Raw genomic sequence first — 20,076 nt, 5'->3', positions numbered from 1 at the left:
GGGAGGTCTTTCTTATGCAAAAGGCTATTGCTGGTTGCATGGCACTGACTATTATGATTCTGTCTTTGAGTTTTGCCGGCTGCTCAAAGACCGAAACAGTCCAGGAAGAAGCGCCGCTTGTTCGTTCTCAAGCAATAAAAATGGATGCTATGGGGCAAACGGCAAGCTATTCCGGAGAAGTACGGGGGCGGTATGAGACTCAACTGGCATTTCAGGTTAGCGGCAAAGTTATCAGACGTAACATTGAGCTTGGCAGCGTAGTTAATTCCGGGGATGTCCTTATGGAAATCGATGCCAAGGATGTTCAGCAAACGGTAAACATTTCCTCAGCTCAGGTAGCTTCAGCTCAGTCGCAATTGGGTTTAGCTCGGAGTAATCTGGATCGCTATCGTAAGTTGTATGAGCAAAATGCGATTAGCCGTGCCCAGCTAGATCAATATGAGAACACGTATGAAGTCGCGCTGGCCACCGTCAACCAGTCAACAGCCCAGTATGCGCAAGGTGCTAACCAGCTAGGCTATACCTCGCTGGTGGCAGATAGTGATGGCGTCATTTCCAGTGTCAATGTCGAAGCCGGACAAGTAGTCAGTGCCGGCCAGGCGGTTATGACCCTGGTAAAGGGCAGCGAACGGGAAATTGAAATTAATGTTCCGGAAAATCGTATTGACGAAATGCGTAATGCCCAGCAAGTCAATATTAGCTTTTGGGCTCTGCCTGACGTTACCACAGCGGGAAAAGTCCGGGAAATTTCCCCGGTGGCTGATAAAGTCGCCCGAACTTATAAAGTCAGAATTAGTTTAATCAACCCACCGGCAGCCGTGAACTTAGGCATGACTGCCAGTGTCACTGTGGGGAGTTCTACTAGCCGGCAAACAGTGTATATTCCGCTGGCAGCCATTTACCAGACTGGCGATACCCCGAATGTATGGGTTATTCAAGATGGCATAGTCAATTTGCGTCCCATAAAAGTCGGGGCTTTTGGTGATGGCAAGGTGCAAGTTCTGGAAGGACTTCAGGATGGTGAAGTCATTGCTACCGGCGGAGTACAGAAACTGCGGGAAGGGCAGAAGGTACGGCTATGAATAAACTTAATTTGACCGAATGGGCTCTTAACCATAAGCAACTTGTGTATTTTTTTGTGTTTCTGACATTCCTGTCAGGAATATTGTCTTACCAGCAGTTAGGGAGAATGGAAGACCCCGATTTTGTAATCCGCCAGATGATCGTGTCTGTCTCCTGGCCGGGGGCAAGTGCCAGGCAGGTGGAAGAACAGGTAACCGACAAAATTGAAAAGAAGCTGCAGGATACACCGGGGCTGGATTATCTAAAAAGTTATTCACGGCCAGGCCAGGCTGTGATCTATGTGAATCTAAAAGATACGGTAAATGAAAAAGATGTCCGGCCTACTTGGGTGGAAGTGCGTAATATGGTCAATGATATCAAAAGCACCTTGCCCCAAGGGGTAGTTGGACCTGCGTTCAATGACCGGTTTGATGATGTTTTTGGCAATATTTATGCCCTCACAGCAGATGGTTATAGCTATGAAGAGATGCGGGAAAAAGCCGAGAAAATTCGTAGAAGCTTACTCGGGGTAAGCAATGTGAGCAAGGTTGAGCTTATCGGTGTTCAACCGGAAAAAATTTATGTTGAGATGGAAAGCAGTAAACTGGCCAGTCTGGGAATCGATCCTGCTATTATTATTGCTGCCGTAAAAGCGCAAAACGCGATGACTGCTTCCGGTATGGTTGAAACAGTTTCCGATAATGTATATTTGCGGGTGTCTGGGTTGTTTGAAAATGTAGAAGGCCTGCGCAACCTGCCTATTCGCGTCAATGAGCGCACCTTCCGTTTGGGCGATATTGCCAAGATAGAGCGCAGTTATGTTGACCCCATGGAGCCTAAAATGTATTTTAATGGGCTGCCGGCCATCGGTATGGCGCTTTCGATGGAAAAGGGGGGCAATATTCTTACCCTGGGAACAGACCTGGAGAAAACGATTTCCTTAATCAAAAAAGATTTGCCGCTGGGCATGGAAATCGGTCAAGTATCCAATCAACCCAAAGTGGTTAAAGAATCAATTGCCGATTTTGTTAAATCGCTATGGGAAGCTATTATTATTGTATTAGTAGTTAGTTTTCTCAGCCTTGGTTTTCGCTCCGGTATAGTTGTTGCTTTATGTATTCCCCTGGTCATTGCCGGTATTTTTGCCTGTATGAAGATGGGCGGAATAGATTTGCATAAGGTATCGCTGGGAGCGCTAATCATGGCGTTGGGCTTATTAGTCGATGATGCTATTATTTCTATTGAGATGATGACAGTAAAATTAGAGCAGGGGTGGGGTCGCTTTGAGGCCGCTTGCTATGCCTATAAGGCTACCGCCTTCCCCATGCTTACAGGCACCCTGATCACTTGCGCCGGTTTTATACCCATCGGTTTTTCCAAAGGGTCGGCAGCTGAATTTACCAGTAGTTTGTTTCCAGTTATGACTATTGCGCTGTTGATTTCCTGGTTGGTATCGGTTATGGTGACCCCACTCTTAGGCTATAAATTAATTCACCCCAAACAAATAACGGCTGAAGGTCATGATCTATATGATACCAGATTTTACCGATTGTTTCGGCAGACACTCACTTGGTGCTTGGATAACAAGAAGCTAGTGCTGGGCATAACAATAGGCTGTTTTATTGGTTCGATATTTTTGTTAAAATATGTACAACAGGAGTTTTTTCCACCCTCAGTTCGGCCTGAGCTTATTGTTGAGATGACCTTGCCGGAAGGCGCCGCCATAGCGGCTACTGAGCTAGAAGCACAAAAATTGGCAGCAAATCTTACTGATGATCCGGATATTGAGGCTTACAGCTATTATGTTGGCAAGGGATCACCACGCTTTATCCTTACGATCGAGCCCAAGCTGCCGGCAAATAATTATGCGCAGTTTATTATTGTTGCTAAAGATTTGAAAGCCCGGGAAGCCTTGCAGAAAAAAGTCACGCAGCTATTTACCGACAATTTTGAGAATGTGCGGGGAAATGTTACTTTAATTCAGACAGGCCCGCCTTCGCCGTATCCTGTGATGCTGCGCGTTTCCGGCTATGACCATGAGCAGGTACGCGAGTTTGCGAAACAGGTTAGCGATAGTATGGCAGGCAATCCGACTGTGAAGGATATTAACTTTGACTGGAATGAAAAAAGTAAAGTCATGCATTTGGCAATTGACCAGGATAAGGCTAGAATGCTAGGAATCAGCAGCCAAGGTTTGGCTCAGGATTTACAGAACCAATTATCGGGGGCAGCTATCGCCGAATATTATGAACAAGACAAAACTGTGGGGATTGTATTTCGCATTGATGCTCAAAACCGGAAAAATTTAGTTAGTATTAAAGATTTGCCAGTACATATTGGTAATGGCAAATTTGTACCTTTAGAACAAATCGCCAAAATAAGCTATGAGGGTGAGGAGGGATTAATCTGGCGTTATGACCTAAAGCCAACAATTACTGTACAAGCAAAGGTTATTGACGGGGTAACTGGTAATGATGCCACCAAGAAGGTTTATGAGAATCTGAAGCAGTTGCGGGACAGCCTGCCGGCCGGTTATAGTATTGAGGTTGCCGGGGCGTCAGAAAAAAGCAATACTTCTATGGGCTTTTTGCTTAAAACAGTGCCGATAATGCTCCTGGTTATTATGATACTGCTGATGCTGCAGCTGCAAAAGGTATCCTTAATGATTCTGACCATTCTTACGGCACCACTCGGGATTATTGGAGTTAGTCTCGCCATGTTAGTAACCCTGCGGCCAATGGGATTTGTTGCCGAACTTGGTATCTTAGCCCTTAGCGGCATGATTATCCGTAACTCGGTTATTCTCATTGACCAAATTGAACAACATATTAAAGCAGGGGAGACACCATGGGATGCGATCATCGATTCAGCTGTGCTGCGGTTTCGTCCCATTATGTTAACAGCAGCGGCGGCCATACTTGGCATGCTGCCGTTGGTCCCCAGCACCTTTTGGGGGCCGATGGCAGTGGCTATCAGCGGCGGCTTGCTTGGCGCAACGGTGCTGACACTACTTGCATTGCCGACAATGTATGCGGTATGGTTTAAGGTACAACCGCCAGGCAAAGCAGAGGGAGACAGGTAAGTAAAAAGGGGGAGCAACTTGAAAACGAGAAATACGGAGCAACACATCCGACGTGGCCTCAAAAATCGTCATATCCAGATGATTGCACTAGGGGGCGCTATTGGTACAGGATTGTTTTACGGTTCGGCTACTGTGGTAAAGATGGCCGGACCGGCCATTACGTTATCGTATTTGATTGGCGGTATTGTTATCTTTTTTATTATGCGGGCGCTAGGTGAAATGGCCGTAGCCCATCCGGTATCTGGTTCTTTTAGCCAGTATGCCTATCAATACTGGGGAGAACTGCCAGGTTTTGTTGCCGGCTGGAACTATTGGTTCAATTATGTCGTTGTTGGGATGGCCGAATTATCGGTTATCGGCACATATATTAATTATTGGCTGCCTGATATCCCCACCTGGGTTTCGGCACTGGTGTGCCTGGTGCTTGTTACTTTGATTAATGTGATTAATGTAAAAGCCTATGGCGAGTTTGAATTTTGGTTTGCTATTATCAAGGTATTGGCAATTATTGGGATGATTGTTTTTGGTATTGCTATGATTGTTTTCGGGATTGGCAATGGCGGCCAGCCTGTTGGCCTTAGTAATTTGTGGAGCCATGGCGGTTTTTTTCCTATGGGACTACATGGTGTTGTTATGTCATTGGTTTTAGTTATGTTTTCCTTTGGCGGTGTCGAGCTTGTGGGTATTACTGCCGGTGAGGCGGAAAATCCTAAGAAAACCATTCCGCACGCCATTAATCAGGTGGTTTGGAGAATATTGCTATTTTATGTAGGTGCAATGACGGTTATTCTGGCAATATTCCCTTGGAATGAAATGGAGACAACAGGCAGCCCGTTTGTCCAGATATTTTCCCATGTAGGTATCTCCGCTGCGGCTAATCTGTTGAATTTTGTAGTTCTGACGGCCGCCCTATCGGCGTATAATAGTGCCTTATATAGCAATGGCAGAATGTTGTTTGGCCTGGCCCAGCAAAAAAATGCTCCGAAGTTTTTTGGTAAGCTCAATTCGGCTGGCGCGCCGGTAAATGCAGTGCTGGTTTCATCGGCGTTTACCTTAATCACTGTGTTGGTAAGCTATTTAGACCCGGAAAAGGTTTTCTTATATTTTATGGCTCTGGCAACGATATCTGTTATCATCAATTGGGCGATCATTTTAATTGTCCAGTTGAAGTTCCGCAACCAGCGGGTGCAGGCCAAGGAACCGCTGGTGTTTAAAATGCCATTTTATCCACTGGGGTCTTATTTTTGTTTGGCTTTTTTAGTGTTGGTTGTCATTATTATGGCGTTTATGCCAGATATGCGTTATTCGCTGTATGTTGCACCAGTTTGGCTGCTGTGTTTGTATATTGCCTACAAATTGAAATCAAAATCGTAGGGCGTACGTAAAAAAGGCTCCGTAGACAAGCTGGTCTACGGGGCCTTAGTTAATTCAAGCTAAAACGAGTCTGGTACTATGCCCGCATTCAGCAAGCAGGCATGATTGCTATGTCTGCTTAGTTTGAATAGGAATTGCACAATGATTTTCTATAGGGTAAAATGTAAAATAGGAAGTTGCTAGGCAATTCAGATTCTCAATAATAATTTGTATGGGTATTAAAAATGAGTGTTAAACCAAGATGTATAAAATGCCAGTATTATTATATTACCTGGGAAAAAGTTTTCCCTTATGGCTGCAAGGCGATGGGGTTTAAGAGTTATCGAATGCCGTCGACTGTTGTTAAGGAATCATCCGGCCAGGAGTGCTTTGCCTTTGTAGAAAAGCAGCAGAAGAAGGAGTAAGTATTAGTAATTTTTTACAACAACTTAAAAAGACTGCTCTGGTTAGGTATAATATAAAATAATAGGGCATATTTAAGTCAGAAAGGGAAAAAGGTACAACGGACATGCGCTAATCATTCTTTAGTAACCCCAAAAGAGCGTGGAGAGAGACAGCCTGGTTGAGGTAGGTTTGTTTTTTGTGCTCTTTTGTCTGTACATCAGCCCCTCTTTATTAAAAGGAGGGGCTTTTTTGTTATTAAAATTAGAAAAAATCGGTAAATATGTGGGAGAACGCTGCTTGTTCAGGATTGATCGGCTTACACTGGCTAAAGGTGAAAGTCTGGGGCGACTTGACAGGAGCAAATTAGGCGTGTGATAATGACTGGATTGCTATAGCAGCAAGAAAGATATAGTCAGCAACCATGAAGAGAAGAGGACGATGCCAATGTTGATCACAATAAACAGAGCAATACTGCACATATTAGACTTTAATTCCGGGGTAACTGTTTTTTCACAGCAGGAATTAGATAAGGAAAGCAACAGTGTTATAAGCTTTTTAACCAAGCATATTGAAAAATCGTATACCGGGCAAAATGCGAAATCAGGTACGTTTTATCCCAATAGCAAGTTTAAAAGTCAAATGTCAGAGTATATTGCCGGTACGTTAGATTTTATCAGTTTCTCGGTATATGTAGCAGAATTAATGTATACAGCAATCGCTCAGTCTGATACGCTAGACTCTACCGATGTGCTGCTCTGCGATTTTACTATCGATGATAACCGGGTAATTGGCCTCTTAAAATGCACGAATCGGGTTGGCTTTATTCATCAAGTCGTTCAGGAGAATGACCAGCTCAAAAATGATATTATCAACCATTATGCGATTTTACCCAGCCTTTCGCAAAAGATTGAAGAATATGCCTTTATCGATGTGGATTCGCTGGACATTAAGTTTATTGAGAAAAAGCGGTCAGTTAACGGCATAGAGACATATATAATTGCTGACCACATACTGGAATGCAGTTCCCTCATTTCTCCCAAGAGTACGCTCGAATTGGTAAATTCGATTGCCCGGACAGTAGCCGAAAATCATGGAGAAAGTACTGTTACAGCTGCCTTGAAAAGCAAGAGTTATATTGTTGAGAACACAGAGGTATCTGAATACCTGGATCCAGTGGAGTTAGGCAAGGCCGTGTTTCCTTCCTCGCCGCTCATGCAGCAAGAGTATATTCAGGAAGTAGAAAAGGCTGGGATTCCCGCAACAGTGAAAATTGATAAAGATTTGGCCATCAAAGCAGGGAAAAGCCATAAGATTAAAACCGATACAGGCATTGAAATTACTTTTCCTGTAGACTATTTTCAAAACAATGAATATATCGAGTTTATTAATAATCCGGATGGTACTTTGTCGATCGCATTGAAGAAAATTGGGAGTATCGTCAATAAATAAGTCTGGAGATTACTTTAATATAATGTTTTGCAGGCGGGTGGTGTACTGGCAATACACCACCCGCCTGTGTCTGTAAAAATCTTTTATTGTGAGTATAATTCCACCTAAAAGCTTTACCGCGTTAAAACAATAATACGGAAATAGTGGAATGAATTAGAGGAATTCCGCGAACTTTGCAGAACATAAAATTATCTATATACGTTTGTTTTCTTAATGCAAGTAATTATGAGGTGATTTTAAAATGGATTATCCACAGCTTTTTAGCTTGTCAGGCAAAGTCGCCGTGGTTACTGGTGCTGGGCATGGTCTTGGCAAGGGGTATGCGCTTGCTTTGGCCGGAGCCGGAGCAGTGGTTGCCTGTGTGGGCCGAAGTTCGGACAAGCTTCGTGAGACAGTTGAGCAGATAAAAAAATCCGGCGGTAATGCAATAGCACTAACCGCAGATATAGCGAGGCTTGATGATATCCAGTCAACAATGCAAGCGGTTGTTGATGAATTTGGCCGTTTGGACATCCTTGTCAATAATGCCGGGACAGAAATTCCCAAGGGAATTGTTGAGGTAACACCTGAGGATTATGACACCATCATGGCGGTAAACTTAAAAGGCTTGTATTTTGCTTCGCAAGCGGCTGTAAAATATATGATTCCCACGAGACAAGGAAAGATTATCAATGCCGGTTCCCTGGCCAGTCAGATTGGACTTGCTGAGGCCACAGTATACAGTGCTTCTAAGGGCGGCGTACTGCAGTTTACCAAAGCCCTGGCGGTGGAAATGGCAGCACATAATATTCAAGTAAATGCTATTGGTCCAGGCTATTTCCGCACCCAGATGACAGAGAGCTTTTTCCAGGATGAAGAACATAACAAATGGATTGCAAACAGGATACCTGCCGGGCGGATCGGCACCACTGACGATCTTGCCGGTGCTGTCATATTTTTAGCAAGTCCAGCTTCCGATTATATTACAGGCCAGATTATCTATGTCGATGGTGGCTGGTTAGCAAGTTAGTGAAAGGAATATCATACAGTTGACTTAGCCGCTGTTACCGCTTACTTATGAAGAAGGGAGTCGTTAGCGCGGGTTAGTCAGCGAAAATAGTTAAGAAAAGGATGATTGGAATTGAAAGCACTTAAAACACCGAAAAGCAGCAGTATACAACAGGATCACGAGTTGATAGAAACAGTAGCAGGCATTGTGAAACAGGTGCAGCTTGAAGGCGATCAGGCTGTTATGGAGCTTACGAAGAAATTTGATGGTATTGATACTGGCAGCATTAGGGTCAGTAGTCAAGAGATTAAGAATGCGTATAATTTGGTAGAAAAAGCAACTATTGAGCATTTGCAATATGCGGCTGCGCAGATTAAATTCTTTGCCGAAAAACAGTTAGAGTGTCTTAAATCTGTCGAAGTAGCATCCAATGTGGCCGGAGTAACCCTGGGGCATCGGCTGATTCCGGTGAAATCCTGTGGCGCGTACATACCTGGCGGCCGTTATCCTTTGCCTAGCTCGGCCCTGATGTCAATCATCACCGCTAAGGTTGCCGGCGTTAAGCGGGTTGCGGCTTGTTGCCCACCTTCACGGGAGCACCAGGCTATCCATCCGGCTGTGCTGGTTGCGATGGATATCGCTGGCGCTGATGAAGTGTATCTTATGGGTGGGGCTCAGGCTATTGCTGCTTATACGTATGGTACGCAAACTATTGATAAGGTGGATTTAATTGTCGGTCCTGGCAATAAATTTGTTAATGAAGCCAAACGTCAGGTTATGGGAGCTGTTGGCATTGACAGTCTGGCAGGCCCCAGCGAAGTGCTGATTATCGCTGATGAGAGTGCGGTACCGGAATATGTGGCTATCGATTTGCTGGCACAGTGTGAGCATGACCCATCAGCCAGAGGAATACTTGTTACAACAAGTGAAAAACTGGTGGCTGAAGTGGAAGCTTTATTAAAACAATATGTTGACATGCTGCCAACAGGTCAGACAGCAGCGAAGGCCTGGGAAGACAATGGTCATATTCTGCTTGTCGATGATTTAGAGGAAGCGATTGCAGTAGCCAATGAACTGGCGCCTGAGCATCTTGAAGTGCAGACAAGCAAAGATGACGAAGTAAGCAAGGCCTTAACAAACTATGGCTCGTTATTTATCGGCAAATATACACCAGTATCTTTTGGCGATTATGTTTCCGGCACAAATCATATCCTGCCTACAGCGGGGACGGCCAAATATTCCAATGGGGTATGGGTGGGGACCTTTATCAAAACATCATTTTACCAAAAGGTCTCAGCAGAGGGTGCTAAGAACCTTTCCGCAGCCTGCATGCATTTAGCCAGTGTCGAGGGCTTATGCGCTCATCAGAAATCTGTGGCCCTCAGAGTGGAATAAAGAGAGACTCAGCTTCAGGTGGGTTTTAACCCTGTCTGAAGCTAAGTCTCTGGATAACAGCCGTTCAAGGAGGGATCGCATGCAAAGCAGTATCTTACAATTAAAAGATATTTCCAAAGTTTATCCTGGCACGATTGCGCTGGAAAGCGTAAATCTTGCTGTGCGCAAAGGGGAAGTCCATGGAATTATCGGTAAAAATGGCGCAGGCAAGTCAACACTTGTTAGTATAATCGCAGGGATTATAGCACCGACAACAGGTGATATCGTAATTGGTGACAAGAGCTTCAAAACCTTGTCAAGAAATAATGCCAGAGATCAGCTTATTTCGATTGTCACCCAGGAGCCACAGGTTATTCGGGATTGTACAATAGCTGAAAATCTGTTTATGCCTGATTATGCCAGTAAAGGTTTTTTTATCAATTGGAACAAGATCAATTCTATGGCGCAGACCATCATCAGTAAAGCGGGTCTGAACATAGATGCCAGTATGAATGCCGGCGATTTATCGATAAGCGAGCAGCAGCTTTTGCTAGTAGTCAAGGCCTGCTATGTGGAAAAGTCCCAGATTATCATTCTGGATGAGGTGTCGGCGTCCCTTACCCAGGATGATGAAAAATTGCTGTATGAGATTATCCAGAAAAGGAAAAGCGAAGGCTGTACCATTATCTATATTTCTCACCGGACAGACGAACTGCTAAACGTTTGCGACAGGGTGACAGTTATCCGCGACGGCAAAGCGGTTACAACCAAGGAATGTGCTCAATTGAGCAAAAAGGAATTATCACATCTGATTGTCGGTGATGGTTATACCAGTACTGCGGTTACCAATGATTTGCCGGTAGCACAGGGGAAATCAGAAGAGGTTGTATTTAAGGTCAATAACCTTACCAAGTACGGACAATATCAGGACATTAGCTTTTCGTTAAAAAAAGGCGAAATCTTAGGGTTTGCCGGGCTTCGAGGCAGTGGCCGGACCGAAATCTTTAAGGGAATTGTGGGGATAGATCCGGCAGATGATGGGTCAATAACCATTAAGAATGAAACAAGAAGATTTAAAAGTCCAGCTGAGGCTTTTAAAAGCCGTGTCTTATATTTGCCTGAGGACAGAGATAAAGAGGGTCTGATTAATTGCTTAAGTGTGCGGGAAAACCTAACGCTTAATATATTACCTCGCATTAGTCATAATACAGTCATTAAGCCGGCTAGTGAAAATGACTGTGTAGCCGGGCTTATTGACATGCTGGATATCAAGACATTCTCGCCGGAGCAGGAGGTTAATGAGCTAAGTGGCGGTAACAAACAAAAGGTTATTGTCGGCAAAATCATGGCTGCTGAGCCACTGGTATGCATCTTAGATGAGCCAACTCGCGGCGTGGACATTGCCGCCAAGGAAGGTATTTTGTCGATTATCAAAAATAGAATGAGTAAATACTCCAGTGTGATCATAACCTCGCCTGGGATTGAAGATCTGGTCGAAATATGTGATCGCATTTTAGTACTTTATCAAGGGAATATAATCGCTGAATTTACAGCGGAAGAATTTGATGAAAAAGTAATCTATCATGCACAGCAGGGAGAGAGGAAGGTCGTAGATGCCCCAGAAATGGAAAATTTTTTTGTTGGATAATTTAATCTGGGTAATTGTAGCACTGTTCTTTTTACTGAACGTGTTTATAACTCCACAGTTTTTTTCGGTAAAAAATATTGTTAATATTTTTTACCATTCCGCAATCATGAGTATGCTAGTATTGGCTGAGGGTATTATTTTGATCATCGGCAAGATGGATTTATCTCTGGAAGGAATACTTGTATTTGCGCCAGGCGTTACCATGATTATGGCCACTAAGCTAATACCAGGTGGTCTTAACCCGGTATTGTGTGTTGTGTTAACTTTGGCAGTTGGCGGCTTGGTTGGGTTGTTCAACGGCTATTGTGTAACCAAAGTGGGGATTAATCCATTTTTACAGACATTGTCGCTTAATATTATGCTCAGGGGTTTTGTCCTATTTTTACTACCCTTTTCAATTCATCCATTAAACGAAATCTATACGTTTGCCGGTAAAGCAAGACTATTTGACGGTATGCTGCCTGTGGCTATTCCTATGGTTATTTTGGTTTTTGCAGCGTTTCAATTTGTGATGAAATATACTACTTTCGGCAGGCAATTCATGGCAACAGGCGGCAATCCCCGGGCCAGCTTTATCTCCGGCATCGATACTAACCGTATCATTATTATGGGTTTCATAATAAGCGGTGTTTTGGCTGCTTTTGCCGGACTGTTGGCTGCAGGCAAGCAGGACTCTATTTCTAATGCCATGGGGCAAAATTTGCTGATGGTGGCCTTTGCTGGTGCCATATTAGGTGGAACAAGTCTTGATGGTGGCAAGGGTACGATTATTGGTATGTTCGGCGGAGCCATTCTGCTGGCCATGATAACCAACTCACTTAATCTGTTGGGCGTTAATGTAAGCCTTGTTTATGCAACAGAAGGAGCATTAATTTTCCTGGCAATCTTATTAGACAGAGTAAAGGTAAGGGTTAAAAACAACATACTGCATCAGGCCAAGATGAAGGAGGTATTAGAGCATAAAAATAACACGATACTATCGTCAGATCAGTGAACGAAATGAGGGGTGGATTATATTGAAAATGTCGTTGGTAAAGGTAATTATCGCCGTACTTACGCTGTCATTGCTGCTAGTAGGTTGCGGCTCACAGCAAACAAAGCCGGCAGATGGACAGAAAAAATTGGTATTTGGTATGATTGTTAAGGATATAAGCACACCATACATTCAGGCTTTTATTCAAGGTGCTGAGAAAAAGGCACAAGAGTTGGGTGTTGAAATAGTAATTAAAGACGGTCAAGGTGACAGTGATAAAATTATGTCCATAATGGATAACTTTATTACGCAGAATGTCGATGGCTTTATCATGGCCGGTGCTGTCGATTTAAAAGCAATTGTTCCAGGGGTTAAGCGGTTAAATGAGGCTAAGATACCTGTTATGGCGCTTGATACTTCTCCTGAAGGCGGTAAGGTAGATTTATTTATATCATTTGATATTAAAGATGCCAGTAAAAAAGCGGCCGAAGCCTTTGTGCAAGGCATCAAAGACAGAAATGGCGGCAATGTTCCCCAAGGGATTGTTGTAGAAATAACTGGTGATCTGCGAGATATGTTTACCAAGGAATGCTCCAGTGGATTTAAGTCAGTTATTGATCAATATCCCCAATTAACAATTGTGCAAGGGGAAGGTAAATGGAATAATACTGATTCCAATGACCGCACAAGTGATTTATTAACGAGATATGGTAAAGAAATTCGGGGAATCTATGTACAAACACCAGATATTATGGGTATTGGAGTCGTATCAGCCATTGAAGCTGCTGGCCTTCAGGCCCAGGACTTTGGTATTGCCGGTATCTGCATTGGACCAGAAGGCATAGATTTGATAAAGAATAAAAAAGTACTGGCAATAGTAGAGCAGCCTGCTAAGGATTCCGCCGAACTTGCTGTACAATATTTGTACAATATAAAAACAAATAAACCCATTCCGAAGATTGGCGATACGGTTGAGCAGAAGGATGCCTTGTGGGCACCGGCAAAAGTTGTCAAAAATCCTTTTGTTGACGAAGGTGCCTACATAATCCTCAAGGGCTCGTTGGTACCACTGGAAGTAAAGGTAGATGACCCGCGGCTGTGGGAGAATCAATTGAAAAAATAAGAAAACGTCCAATGTTGATGTGGAGGGAGGCGTAGGATGAAAAGCAACTACCGTGTGGCCTATGATAAGGGGTGGCAGGATCTAAAACGAAAAGAGCCGGCAGATATTGCCCGAAATATGCAGGTACAATATTTACCACAAAAGCAGCAACTTATCGTACCTTTTCTTAATGAGAACTATGTAGTTGATTTGGCGAAGGAAACATTGGTGCGCGAAAACGATGGTGAGATGCCCGAAATTAGTGCAGCTATACTGGTATTGCACTATTTATCCTTCTTTCAATCAGCCGCAGAGGTAACAGGTAAATGGGTAAGTTTGAAAGAGATACCCAATGGGGGCATGTTGTTTTATCCCGCTTTTCATAAAGATGCAATTTGTGGTTTGATTAAGGCCTTTGGACATCAGACTGGGGCATTTCTTGATTGTGCTGCTATTCTTGGCGGGCATCCGGTCAAAGCTGGCGATGCAGCCGCATATTTTCCCGTCTTCCCGAAAACGCCGTTGCGTGTGACTCTGTGGGAGGGCGACGGGGAAATATCAGCTAATGCTACTATGCTTTTTGACCCTTCAATTGAGTATTTTTTGCATATCGAAAGCATTATTGCTTTGGGAGAATATCTTGCCAAAAGGCTGATCAAGCTGGCGCCGCAGGCGTCAGGCTGTTAGGCGGGAAACGGTAACAATGGAATGTCTCTCAGCTACATTCTGAACTTGCGGAATAGGTAAAAAAATAGGCATTTGTAGACGTATTTGTCTACAAATGCCTATTTTATTGGTATAATGAGAAAGTTAATAAATACATGAGGGGAACTTTAATAAAAACCAATGGACAAAATAATGTCGCTCTTTACAACAATTCCTTTGGGGCTACTCATTGTCATGAGTATAGCCTATTCGCACTTAATTATGAATAACTACTGGTTGCCTGCTACTATCGAAACCTTTTCTTATGGCATATATGGTATTGGCCTGGTGTTGAGTTGGTGGTTTAACCGCAGTCGAGTCTTTTTCATGATTACAGTGCTTGCAATTTCGCAGGTTGCTCTCAGTGATTTGGCAGCAGCTATTGCTATCCCCGCTTTTTCAAAAATAATTTATTCTGTTATTTGTCTTTTACTGCCGATAAACATACTTATCTTTTCTTTAGTAAAAGAACGGGGTATATTTAATTTTTGGGGATTAGGGCGTTTTGGTATTATTGCTTCCCAGATGTTTTATATTGCACTGGCAGTTACATCGAATGATGATACATTGCTTAATTCCTTTTACCAAGAGCCTCCGTTGACGGTAGATATGTTTGTTATTACAACAATTCCTCAACCAGCTATTTTGGTGTATAGTGTTGCGTTCTTATTAGTTATAAGAACGCAGTTACAGCATTACTCGTATATGAATAATACTTTTAGCGTTGTGCTGGTTGCTTCCATGCTGGCGCTGCATTTAAAAGCCGCACCGTTAGCAATCCCTATTTTCTTTGGTACAGCTGGAATACTACTTATTATGGCTGTGATCCAGGATTCGTATTCAATGGCTTACCTGGATGAGCTAACAGGTTTGCCTGCCCGGCGTGCCCTTAAAGAAGAACTAATGAAATTGAGGGGCGAATATACGATTGCAATGGTGGATATTGACTTTTTTAAAAAATTTAATGATACATATGGACATGATACCGGCGATGAGGTACTGCGCCTTGTGGCCTCTGTGCTCAAAAAGGTCGGAGGAGGTGGTAAGGCATTTCGTTACGGCGGTGAGGAGTTTACGATACTATTCCCTTACACTACCAGCGCAGACGCTATACCCCACCTAGAAAAATTGCGAATGGCAGTGGAGAAAACTCCTTATGCGTACCAGAAGCGACAAACGAAAAAGACCAAGCGAAAACCAGCTGTTAAAAAACTGTCCGTAACCATTAGTATCGGGTTAGCAGAACGCAGTGAGAAGAATAAAGAAACCGAAGCAGTAATTAAAGCTGCAGATACCGCCCTTTATCGTGCTAAGGAGAAGGGGCGGAATTGTGTGAGCAAGTAAGCAAGCTGCAGTGATCGAAAACGAGCTATAGGTTTTGGTTTGAGCCAGTAAAAAATGAGCATCCCTTTAGCGGTCGCAGGGGTGCTCATTTTATTTGACGGATTAACACTTGCCTAAGCAGCAGTAAGAAAGTCCCATTGGATTTTCCGGATTAAGAAGGAATGGCTAAATCAGATAGTTTTACCAACGGGGTTTCTAAATCTAAACTCTCTTTTGTAGATAGCAGTTGTATAGGATCAAGAATAATAATCATACGCTCATCCACTTTGCCGATTCCTTTTATGTAGGTTAGGGTAAGATTACTACCCAGGGTGGGCGCTGGTTGTAAATCTTCTTCATTAAAGTGGACAATATCTGTTACTTCGTCGACAATACAACCGACGACCTGCTCATTAATATTTAGCATGATAAATTTGGTTTCTTCTGCGTCAGATATTTCGCTTAGTCCGAATTTCTTGCGTAAGTTATAGATATAGTTTACTTGTCCGCGGAGATTGATCATGCCCTCAATCTCGCGGGGAAGTCCAGGTATTTTCTGTATTTTATATTTTTGGGCGCGTAGAATACCATTAACAGTTAAGGCATCAATACCGTATTCACTGCCATCGATCTCAAAGATGACTAACTGGATGCTTGCCATAAGCTCAATTCTCCTTTCTTGCTAGATCAGGTCTCATTAGCCAAAGCTGTTAATTGTTCAGTGATGCTGGTAATTTCTTGTACACTGGCAGTTACCTCTTGAATAGCTGCTGCTTGTTGTTCAACAGTTAGTGCAGTTTCACTGCCCATAGTAACGGTGCGATCAACAGAATTTCTTATTAGGGTTGTAAATTCCTTAATTTTACCAACCGTTGCTTTGGAGTCTGCTGATAGCTTTCTAATCTCTTGCGCCACAACGCCAAAGCCCAGACCGGCCTCGCCTGCCCGGGCCGCCTCGATAGCTGCATTTAAACCTAACAGTCGGGTTTCATCGGCGATTTCTTTGATAAGATCCATAACACTATTGATTTCACCGGTAACAGAGCTAACATTACCAATTTCAGAATTTAAATTAGCCTGATTGTCACTTACCGTGCCAGCCGAAGCGGCTAATTCTTCCATGGTGGCTGAAATTTGATGCAGGCTGTCATCTAATACCATGGCTACTGCTTTAAGTTTTTGATGCTGAAAGGCACTCTTGGACATATTGTTAGCAACCGTGAAAAGTACATTGGCGGCTGATTCGATACTCTCTCTTGACAGAATGCGTACTTCCTTGGTAGCTTCGACATAACCGTCGGCGTCAACGCCAATTTCGCCAGCGATTCTTCTGTATTTTTGTTCGTCAGGACTTGACGTGAGAACTTGACCGCCTAAGATTGTTCCCAGCAACTTTCCTTCGATTACTATCGGTGCAGCAAAGTCAATCAACCCTGCATGGCATTCGAACACAAAAGGTTTACCGGTGCGTACGGCTTCTTCGCCGCCTTTGCGATGTGATTCCGCACAGCGTTTGTCACCACATTCTGTCGAATGGGTATAGTCTATACAGAATCTGGTATACATACTGGGATTTGTTACTGGCTTGCCGTCCTGGTCAACTGTGACACTGGCAACACCAACGCCTTTAGCAAAATCATCCTGAAATTTTTGTAGAAACTCAATATCGATTACATCGGTTAGCTTAAGAGTGTCTAAATTCACTTTATAACTAATAGCTCCGTTTTGCGGTCCCTGCTGGCTCATGTAAATTCCCCCTTTATATGTTGTTGGTAAGGTACCGAATTTTCTAATTAATTATAATATTCTAGTTGAATACGGTAAATCCTGTATTGGAATATAATTATTATTTTCACATAAGTAGTAATAAGTCGATAAAACAATAATGATGAAAATTTATGTCGAATAATGCAATAATAATTTTAACCTCAGAAGCAACAAGCAACAAGGTAAGTAGGATAGTATGGCGAAGTATATTAAATAATAAATATAAATTTTCAATGAATAGGAAATATGAATGGAGGCTAAGAACATGGAAAAAACGTATTTGGCGGCAGTGAAAGACAGAAGGACCTTTTACAGTATTAGTAAGGACACTATTACTACTGATGAACATATTCACCAGGTTATCCAGGAGGCTGTCAAGTATACCCCCTCATCGTTTAATTCGCAAAGTGCCAGAGTGGCTATTCTCTTAGGAAAACACCACGATGAACTATGGAACATTACCAAAAATGAGCTTAAAAAAATAGTTCCGGCCGAACGATTTGCTCCGACAGAAGAAAAAATTAATGGTTTTGCTAATGGATATGGTTCGGTGCTTTTCTTTGAAGATATGGCAGTTGTTGAAAATATGCAAAAGCAATTTCCCGCGTATAGTGACAATTTCCCCATCTGGTCCAATCAAGCTTCCGGCATGCTGCAACATGTTATTTGGGTTGCATTGGAGATCGAAGGTTTCGGTGTATCATTGCAGCATTACAATCCTCTTATTGACGAAGCCGTCAAGCAAGAGTGGAGTATTCCGGCGGCATGGAAGCTAATCGCGCAGATGCCATTTGGTAAACCTACGGCAGCACCGGGTGACAAAGAGTTTCAGCCGCTGGCAGAACGTATAAAAATTTTTAAATAATATGGTAAGCGTTAGCTGGGAATTCCCGCTAACGCTTAATTAAACTTATCCCGGGTGTAGGATATTGATTTTTTTCAGTGTGCAGGATATAATAGCAAAAGTAAGTGTAAAAGGCTCTTGCGATGGTGAGAATAATGGATAACAACTACTATATGGGTCTAGCGCTGGCTGAAGCCCAAAAAGCCTTCGATCTTGGAGAAGTGCCGATTGGGGCTGTTCTGGTTATGGACGACCAGGTTATTGCCAGTGGACACAATATGCGTGAAAATTGGCATGACTCTACTGCACATGCAGAGGTAATAGTCATCCGGGAAGCTTGTCAAAAGCTGAGTCGCTGGCGGTTGACGGGAGCAACACTTTATGTTACGATAGAACCGTGTCCCATGTGCGCTGGTGCGTTGGTCATGAGTCGGGTTGACAAGTTGGTATATGGCAGCCCGGATTACAAGGCGGGGGCAGTGGAATCTCTTTTTAATATTGTACAACATTCTGCACTCAATCATCAGTTGGAAGTAACAGCTGGAGTACGAGCCGAAGAATGTTCCCGTATTATGAAAGAATTTTTCCGTATGCGTAGGAAATAAATATGGAGAGGTGTCCGAGTGGTCGATGGTGCTTGACTCGAAATCAAGTGTCCTGTCAAAGGGACCGTGGGTTCGAATCCCACCCTCTCCGCCATTTCACTAATATCTTTTTTAAAATATACTTTTTAATATTACCCATAGAGCTTGTTTGAAGGTTTATCTTTGCGGGATGACTTCAAACGGCTCTATTTATTTTTTGCGGCTCACGGTTCGAATTTTTCAGGCTGAATTTATAGGAAATATTTATGTCCAGAAATTTCTCTCCGTTCATGTCGTAGGTTTCCGAGACCTCTATGCGGTCAATCAGTTCGACTACAATAGCCCTCGTCAACTATCAATGGTTAAACATTCCTTAACGCGGTTTACCCAGCCCGTTAAATCCTGTTCGACACGCTTGTATTCATTCAATTCGGCTTCAAGCTGTTCGACATCCGTAATTAGCCGCTCTTGTTCATCACCATACTTTTTCGACATACGTTTGAAGAGAGCAACGGTGACTTCCCCGGAAATTTTATCTTCATATAAATTTTGCAAAAGTCCGTCAATCTCCTTAATCCTGTTCTTGGATTCACGGATGTTTTTTTCGTACCGTTGCATGTTTTTATTCTTAAATTCATCGTTGGTTTTAAGAATCTTGTTAATCAGTTTCTTTTCGTATTCGACGGCTAAGACAGCGTACTCTTGAACACTTGCTAATACGGCTTGGTACAAAGTGGCATAATCAATACAATGCATAGGGCAAACATCTTTCCCTTTTTGGGTATACGTACCGCAACGGAAAATTTCTTTGGTGCCGGATTTCAAGACTCGCCGGTTAAAAACAAGATTGCCGCCGCAGTCAGCGCATTTTATGATTCCTGCAAATATAGATACTTCTCCGTTTGAGCTGCGCCTTACGGTTTGCTTGTTGTTCCGCTTGCTGATCTGTTGCGCTTCGAGCCACAATTCTTTACTGATTAGCGGTTTATGGGTATTCTCGATGATAATCCATTCGTCAACATCCTTCCGAACAATGCTCTTGTTCTTGAAAGATTTAACTGCGCGTTTGCCATTGGCCATAGCTCCATAATAAGCGGGGTTTTTAATGATTTGTATTATGGTTGTGCTTCCCCACTTGTTTTTGTTATTCTTGTACGGATTAGGCTTGCCGATGGTGTTGTAGAAATAGTCATTCGCTGTCAGTATATTTTCGTGGTTGAACACATCAGCTATAGACCGCGCGGTTTTTCCGCTTAAAAACATCTCAAATATCCTAACTACGTTGTGGGCAACATTTTCATCTACAGCCAGAACGTGCTTACACGGCCCCTTCTTTATATCTCCATTGATATAAGGCAATTTATAAATATCATATCGGAGGCTGCGGCGATAACAGAGCTTAAAATAGATTTTTACG

General features: G+C 43.1%; 19 protein-coding genes and 1 tRNA gene. 16 read left to right on the top strand and 4 right to left on the bottom strand.

Annotated elements, in window-relative coordinates:
- Positions 1–14 precede the first annotated feature (14 nt).
- From SALPA_RS10690 to SALPA_RS10635, 13 genes are all read left to right on the top strand, one after another.
- Complete coding sequence (locus SALPA_RS10690; RefSeq protein WP_145093408.1) at positions 15–1,082, top strand: efflux RND transporter periplasmic adaptor subunit; 1,068 nt, start codon at positions 15–17, stop codon at positions 1,080–1,082.
- The gene (locus SALPA_RS10685; protein ID WP_145093405.1) at positions 1,079–4,144 is read left to right on the top strand and encodes an efflux RND transporter permease subunit; all 3,066 of its coding nucleotides are present in this window, start codon (positions 1,079–1,081) and stop codon (positions 4,142–4,144) included. The genes SALPA_RS10690 and SALPA_RS10685 overlap by 4 nt, the downstream gene beginning before the upstream one ends.
- 78 nt (positions 4,145–4,222) lie before the next feature.
- Complete coding sequence (locus tag SALPA_RS10680; RefSeq protein WP_145101888.1) at positions 4,223–5,518, top strand: amino acid permease; 1,296 nt, start codon at positions 4,223–4,225, stop codon at positions 5,516–5,518.
- Between the two features lie 224 nt (positions 5,519–5,742).
- On the top strand, positions 5,743–5,922 hold the full coding sequence (locus SALPA_RS10675; RefSeq protein WP_145093402.1) for a uracil-DNA glycosylase: 180 nt from the start codon (positions 5,743–5,745) through the stop codon (positions 5,920–5,922).
- A 229-nt stretch (positions 5,923–6,151) separates the two neighbouring features.
- The gene (locus SALPA_RS31485) at positions 6,152–6,277 is read left to right on the top strand and encodes a hypothetical protein (RefSeq protein ID WP_255451142.1); all 126 of its coding nucleotides are present in this window, start codon (positions 6,152–6,154) and stop codon (positions 6,275–6,277) included.
- A 69-nt stretch (positions 6,278–6,346) separates the two neighbouring features.
- Positions 6,347–7,351, top strand: coding sequence for a nucleoid-associated protein (locus SALPA_RS10670; RefSeq protein ID WP_145093399.1), 1,005 nt, complete (start codon positions 6,347–6,349; stop codon positions 7,349–7,351).
- Between the two features lie 241 nt (positions 7,352–7,592).
- Complete coding sequence (locus tag SALPA_RS10665) at positions 7,593–8,360, top strand: SDR family NAD(P)-dependent oxidoreductase (protein ID WP_145093397.1); 768 nt, start codon at positions 7,593–7,595, stop codon at positions 8,358–8,360.
- 111 nt (positions 8,361–8,471) lie between these two features.
- Positions 8,472–9,734 carry a histidinol dehydrogenase gene (hisD, locus tag SALPA_RS10660; RefSeq protein WP_145093394.1) on the top strand — a complete coding sequence of 421 codons (1,263 nt, stop codon included), beginning with the start codon at positions 8,472–8,474 and terminating at the stop codon, positions 9,732–9,734.
- A 79-nt stretch (positions 9,735–9,813) separates the two neighbouring features.
- Positions 9,814–11,361, top strand: coding sequence for a sugar ABC transporter ATP-binding protein (locus tag SALPA_RS10655; protein WP_145093391.1), 1,548 nt, complete (start codon positions 9,814–9,816; stop codon positions 11,359–11,361).
- Positions 11,327–12,355 (top strand): ABC transporter permease, encoded by a 1,029-nt coding sequence (locus tag SALPA_RS10650; RefSeq protein ID WP_145093388.1) that lies wholly within the window; start codon positions 11,327–11,329, stop codon positions 12,353–12,355. The genes SALPA_RS10655 and SALPA_RS10650 overlap by 35 nt, the downstream gene beginning before the upstream one ends.
- A 28-nt stretch (positions 12,356–12,383) precedes the next feature.
- Entirely contained in the window at positions 12,384–13,457 is a 1,074-nt protein-coding gene (locus SALPA_RS10645) for a sugar ABC transporter substrate-binding protein (RefSeq protein WP_145093385.1), read from the top strand.
- A gap of 36 nt (positions 13,458–13,493) precedes the next feature.
- Positions 13,494–14,123, top strand: coding sequence for a DUF3786 domain-containing protein (locus SALPA_RS10640; protein ID WP_145093383.1), 630 nt, complete (start codon positions 13,494–13,496; stop codon positions 14,121–14,123).
- Between the two features lie 159 nt (positions 14,124–14,282).
- Positions 14,283–15,485 (top strand): GGDEF domain-containing protein, encoded by a 1,203-nt coding sequence (locus SALPA_RS10635; protein WP_145093380.1) that lies wholly within the window; start codon positions 14,283–14,285, stop codon positions 15,483–15,485.
- 151 nt (positions 15,486–15,636) lie between these two features.
- Here SALPA_RS10635 and SALPA_RS10630 read toward each other — a convergent pair whose 3' ends face one another.
- A complete protein-coding gene (locus tag SALPA_RS10630) occupies positions 15,637–16,125 on the bottom strand; it encodes a chemotaxis protein CheW (RefSeq protein ID WP_145093377.1) in 489 nt (162 codons plus the stop codon).
- 26 nt (positions 16,126–16,151) lie between these two features.
- The gene (locus tag SALPA_RS10625; RefSeq protein ID WP_145093374.1) at positions 16,152–17,210 is read right to left on the bottom strand and encodes a PocR ligand-binding domain-containing protein; all 1,059 of its coding nucleotides are present in this window, start codon (positions 17,208–17,210) and stop codon (positions 16,152–16,154) included.
- 286 nt (positions 17,211–17,496) lie between these two features.
- On the opposite strand from SALPA_RS10625, the gene SALPA_RS10620 reads away from it, so the two are divergent.
- The 3 genes from SALPA_RS10620 to SALPA_RS10610 all read left to right on the top strand — a co-directional run bounded on the left by SALPA_RS10620 (position 17,497) and on the right by SALPA_RS10610 (position 18,774).
- Positions 17,497–18,096: a nitroreductase family protein gene (locus SALPA_RS10620; protein WP_145093371.1), complete on the top strand. Its 600-nt coding sequence runs from the start codon at positions 17,497–17,499 to the stop codon at positions 18,094–18,096.
- A gap of 122 nt (positions 18,097–18,218) precedes the next feature.
- On the top strand, positions 18,219–18,680 hold the full coding sequence (gene tadA / locus SALPA_RS10615) for a tRNA adenosine(34) deaminase TadA (protein ID WP_145093368.1): 462 nt from the start codon (positions 18,219–18,221) through the stop codon (positions 18,678–18,680).
- A gap of 4 nt (positions 18,681–18,684) precedes the next feature.
- Positions 18,685–18,774, top strand: a tRNA-Ser gene (locus SALPA_RS10610).
- Positions 18,775–18,855: 81 nt separating this feature from the next.
- Here SALPA_RS10610 and SALPA_RS33230 read toward each other — a convergent pair.
- Together SALPA_RS33230 and SALPA_RS10600 are read right to left on the bottom strand one after the other, a co-directional pair.
- The gene (locus tag SALPA_RS33230; protein ID WP_145093365.1) at positions 18,856–19,011 is read right to left on the bottom strand and encodes a DUF4368 domain-containing protein; all 156 of its coding nucleotides are present in this window, start codon (positions 19,009–19,011) and stop codon (positions 18,856–18,858) included.
- The gene (locus SALPA_RS10600) at positions 19,008–20,018 is read right to left on the bottom strand and encodes a recombinase family protein (RefSeq protein WP_255451141.1); all 1,011 of its coding nucleotides are present in this window, start codon (positions 20,016–20,018) and stop codon (positions 19,008–19,010) included. Before SALPA_RS10600 ends, SALPA_RS33230 begins: the two co-directional genes overlap by 4 nt.
- Between the last annotated feature and the right edge of the window lie 58 nt (positions 20,019–20,076).

Origin of the sequence: Sporomusa sp. KB1 (assembly GCF_007830295.1) — a bacterium.
Classification (GTDB): domain Bacteria; phylum Bacillota; class Negativicutes; order Sporomusales; family Sporomusaceae; genus Sporomusa.
The sequence above is the reverse complement of the archived record's forward strand: the minus strand, read 5'-3'. Positions and strand labels throughout refer to the sequence as shown.

Coding starts and splice junctions, on each gene's coding strand:
- SALPA_RS10690 (WP_145093408.1), top strand. CDS start 15: ATGCAAAAGGCTATTGCTGGTTGCATGGCACTGACTATTATGATTCTG.
- SALPA_RS10685 (WP_145093405.1), top strand. CDS start 1,079: ATGAATAAACTTAATTTGACCGAATGGGCTCTTAACCATAAGCAACTT.
- SALPA_RS10680 (WP_145101888.1), top strand. CDS start 4,223: ATGATTGCACTAGGGGGCGCTATTGGTACAGGATTGTTTTACGGTTCG.
- SALPA_RS10675 (WP_145093402.1), top strand. CDS start 5,743: ATGAGTGTTAAACCAAGATGTATAAAATGCCAGTATTATTATATTACC.
- SALPA_RS10670 (WP_145093399.1), top strand. CDS start 6,347: ATGTTGATCACAATAAACAGAGCAATACTGCACATATTAGACTTTAAT.
- SALPA_RS10665 (WP_145093397.1), top strand. CDS start 7,593: ATGGATTATCCACAGCTTTTTAGCTTGTCAGGCAAAGTCGCCGTGGTT.
- SALPA_RS10655 (WP_145093391.1), top strand. CDS start 9,814: ATGCAAAGCAGTATCTTACAATTAAAAGATATTTCCAAAGTTTATCCT.
- SALPA_RS10650 (WP_145093388.1), top strand. CDS start 11,327: ATGCCCCAGAAATGGAAAATTTTTTTGTTGGATAATTTAATCTGGGTA.
- SALPA_RS10645 (WP_145093385.1), top strand. CDS start 12,384: ATGTCGTTGGTAAAGGTAATTATCGCCGTACTTACGCTGTCATTGCTG.
- SALPA_RS10640 (WP_145093383.1), top strand. CDS start 13,494: ATGAAAAGCAACTACCGTGTGGCCTATGATAAGGGGTGGCAGGATCTA.
- SALPA_RS10635 (WP_145093380.1), top strand. CDS start 14,283: ATGGACAAAATAATGTCGCTCTTTACAACAATTCCTTTGGGGCTACTC.
- SALPA_RS10630 (WP_145093377.1), bottom strand. CDS start 16,125: ATGGCAAGCATCCAGTTAGTCATCTTTGAGATCGATGGCAGTGAATAC.
- SALPA_RS10625 (WP_145093374.1), bottom strand. CDS start 17,210: ATGAGCCAGCAGGGACCGCAAAACGGAGCTATTAGTTATAAAGTGAAT.
- SALPA_RS10620 (WP_145093371.1), top strand. CDS start 17,497: ATGGAAAAAACGTATTTGGCGGCAGTGAAAGACAGAAGGACCTTTTAC.
- tadA (WP_145093368.1), top strand. CDS start 18,219: ATGGTGAGAATAATGGATAACAACTACTATATGGGTCTAGCGCTGGCT.